At 37.7% G+C, this 2,576-nt stretch carries 3 protein-coding genes; 1 reads left to right on the forward strand and 2 read right to left on the reverse strand.

What is annotated here, in order from left to right:
• Positions 1–238 precede the first annotated feature (238 nt).
• Both AC6F75_RS14180 and AC6F75_RS14185 read right to left on the reverse strand, forming a co-directional pair.
• Entirely contained in the window at positions 239–853 is a 615-nt protein-coding gene (locus AC6F75_RS14180; RefSeq protein WP_500715741.1) for a deoxynucleoside kinase, read from the reverse strand.
• Positions 854–857: 4 nt separating this feature from the next.
• Positions 858–1,646 (reverse strand): hypothetical protein, encoded by a 789-nt coding sequence (locus AC6F75_RS14185; RefSeq protein ID WP_500715742.1) that lies wholly within the window; start codon positions 1,644–1,646, stop codon positions 858–860.
• Positions 1,647–1,779: 133 nt separating this feature from the next.
• Here AC6F75_RS14185 and AC6F75_RS14190 point away from each other — a divergent pair.
• Positions 1,780–2,576 (forward strand): GLPGLI family protein (locus tag AC6F75_RS14190; protein WP_500715743.1); only part of this gene is annotated, 797 nt, incomplete at its 3' end.

Consider the following 2,576-nt stretch of genomic DNA (forward strand, 5'->3'; position numbering starts at 1 on the left):
AGAAACTTCAAATGAGGTTAGACAAGTATTTATTGAAACTTCTGTGCAAGGAGATGAAACAACTGCTAAAGTAACTGTAGTGAAAACTGTAGATGGTGAAAGAGTAGAAGAAGTAAATGAATTTTCAGGAAGCCACGAAGAGGTTCAAAGACGAATTGATGAATTGAAAAAGCAGTAATACTGTTTAAATAGAATTAAAAAATCCCGTTTAGATTTATTTCTGAATGGGATTTTTTTATTAGAATAAGCCGTGCAGTTCTGCATCAATGCGGTTAATCACTTTTCCAAAATCTTCAGGGTCATCTACAAAATTTAGGTTGTCCACATCAATCACAAGCAGTTTACCTTTGTCATATTTATGTACCCAGGCTTCATAACGTTCGTTTAATCGGCTGAGGTAATCGATGCTGATGCTGTTTTCATATTCCCTGCCACGTTTGTGGATTTGTGCTACCAGATTGGGTATGGAGCTGCGCAGGTAAATTATCAAGTCAGGGCTTTCAGTGACTTCTTCCATTAAATCAAAAAGTGATTTGTAGTTTTCAAAATCACGATTGGTCATCAAGCCCATGGCGTGCAGGTTGGGTGCAAAAATGTAGGCGTCTTCATATATAGTTCTGTCCTGAATAACATTTTTACCTTGGTTGCGAATATCGAGTATCTGTCGAAAACGGCTGTTCAAAAAGTAAATCTGCAAGTTAAAAGACCAGCGTTCCATCTGATTGTAGAAATCGTCCAGATAAGGATTGTCGTCTACCTCTTCATAATGGGGTTGCCATTTGTAATGTTTTGATAAAAGTCTCGTCAGTGTGGTTTTTCCCGAACCGATATTTCCTGCTATGGCAACGTGCATTGATTTAATTTTGAGTTTTGGTTAGCTTGAATTTGTGAATAATTTCACCATCGTAAATATACAGGAAATCATCAGAGAGATACAAATCTTTTATTGTTAATTCGAGGGTATTCAAAACTGTTTCAACTGACAGGTTTTCGGTAAGCAATGATAAAGTGCCTTCCCTCAATGCCAGAATTCTATCGTTAGAAAGTGATATTTTATTGATTTCTTCAGCAGGAATACTGTTAATCAAACTGCCATAAACGTTATAAACCCTCAGGGTTTTTTCTGTAAGCACATAACAAAAATTGTAGTTACTTTGATGGGTAATATACTTTTCAGCGATGGGTCTGGAGAGTGTATAGTTGACTTGTTCACGATAATTGTACATTTCCAGTTGCTGTGAATCTTCATTAAATGTCCAAAGCTTATTGTCGGCTGCTGTTGTGGCATTTGCGACATTCAAAAAGGGCGGCTCCATTACAAATGAAATACGCCGGATTTCGTTGAGCTTGTTATCCAGTATCACGGCTGTTTGGTATTGGGGATAAAAAAGGGTGATTTTTAGTGGGTTCAGCAAATCTACATTTCCGATAGCACCTAATTGAAAATCTTTAAACTCAAAAGTTTCTGAAGGGGATGTTTTGAAAAGTGTATTTTTTAGTATGGAATAATGATGTCCAAAGTTGTCTGTTCCCACAAAACGATCGGCAGTAAGGGGTGTTTTGTTCACTGTGCTGAGGTTCATTTCGGCTTGAGCGAAAGAAGAAATGAATGTGAAAAGACAAATCTGAATGATTAAGTACTTCATAGGAAAGCTAAATGTACTAAAAAGATTGCTATTTAAAGTTTACCATTCAAGTTAAACCCTTTGTTAAAATTTGTGTCTTAATGTAACAATTGTATTAGATTTGATTCTAACTTTTTGAAATTCACATAAGATTATGAAAAAACTCATTACCCTATTCGCCCTGATTTTTTCAATAGCAATAACTGCACAAAACTTTACCGGTCAGGCAATTTATCAGTCAAAAACCAATGTCGATATGGATTTTGAAGGACAGCAAATGACTGAGCAAATGCGCCAACAAATCGCCCAGATGATGAAAAGTGCTCTGGAAAAAACCTATATTTTAAACTTCAATCAGGAGGAATCCTTATACAAAGAAGAAGAAAAACTGGCTACACCGGGAGGTGGAGGTGGAATGATGATGATGATGGGAAATTTCACCGCCGGGGCACAATACAAAAACACCAAAACAGACGAGTTTTTACAGGAACAGGAGTTCTTTGGCAAACAATTTTTAATTTCCGATACTTTACCAAAGTTGGAATGGACTTTAGTTAACGAGTCTAAGCAAATAGGCCAGTATGTGGTTTTTAAAGCCACTGCCGTAAAACAATTGGGAGATACTGACTGGCAATCCATGCGCAGAAGAAACAGGGACGGTTCCCCTGAAGAAAATGAGGCTAAAACCAAAAAAGATTCTACAGGAACCGATATTATGGACGAAATAGAAATCCCCAAAGAAATTACTATTACAGCTTGGTACACACCACAAATTCCCATTCAGCATGGGCCGGGTGAGTTTCACGGTTTGCCGGGACTCATACTTGAAGTTCAGGCAGACAGGACGTCCATTTTGTGTACGCGCATAGTCCTAAACCCCAAAAACCCTGAAGTGATTAGAAAACCTTCCCGTGGGCAAAAAGTATCGCAGGAAGAATACCAGAATATCGT

This window comes from Planktosalinus sp., from assembly GCF_059864935.1.

Bases quoted from the DNA above. Each gene is read 5' to 3' on its own strand.
- AC6F75_RS14180 (WP_500715741.1), bottom strand. From the start codon at position 853: ATGCACGTTGCCATAGCAGGAAATATCGGTTCGGGAAAAACCACACTG.
- AC6F75_RS14185 (WP_500715742.1), bottom strand. From the start codon at position 1,646: ATGAAGTACTTAATCATTCAGATTTGTCTTTTCACATTCATTTCTTCT.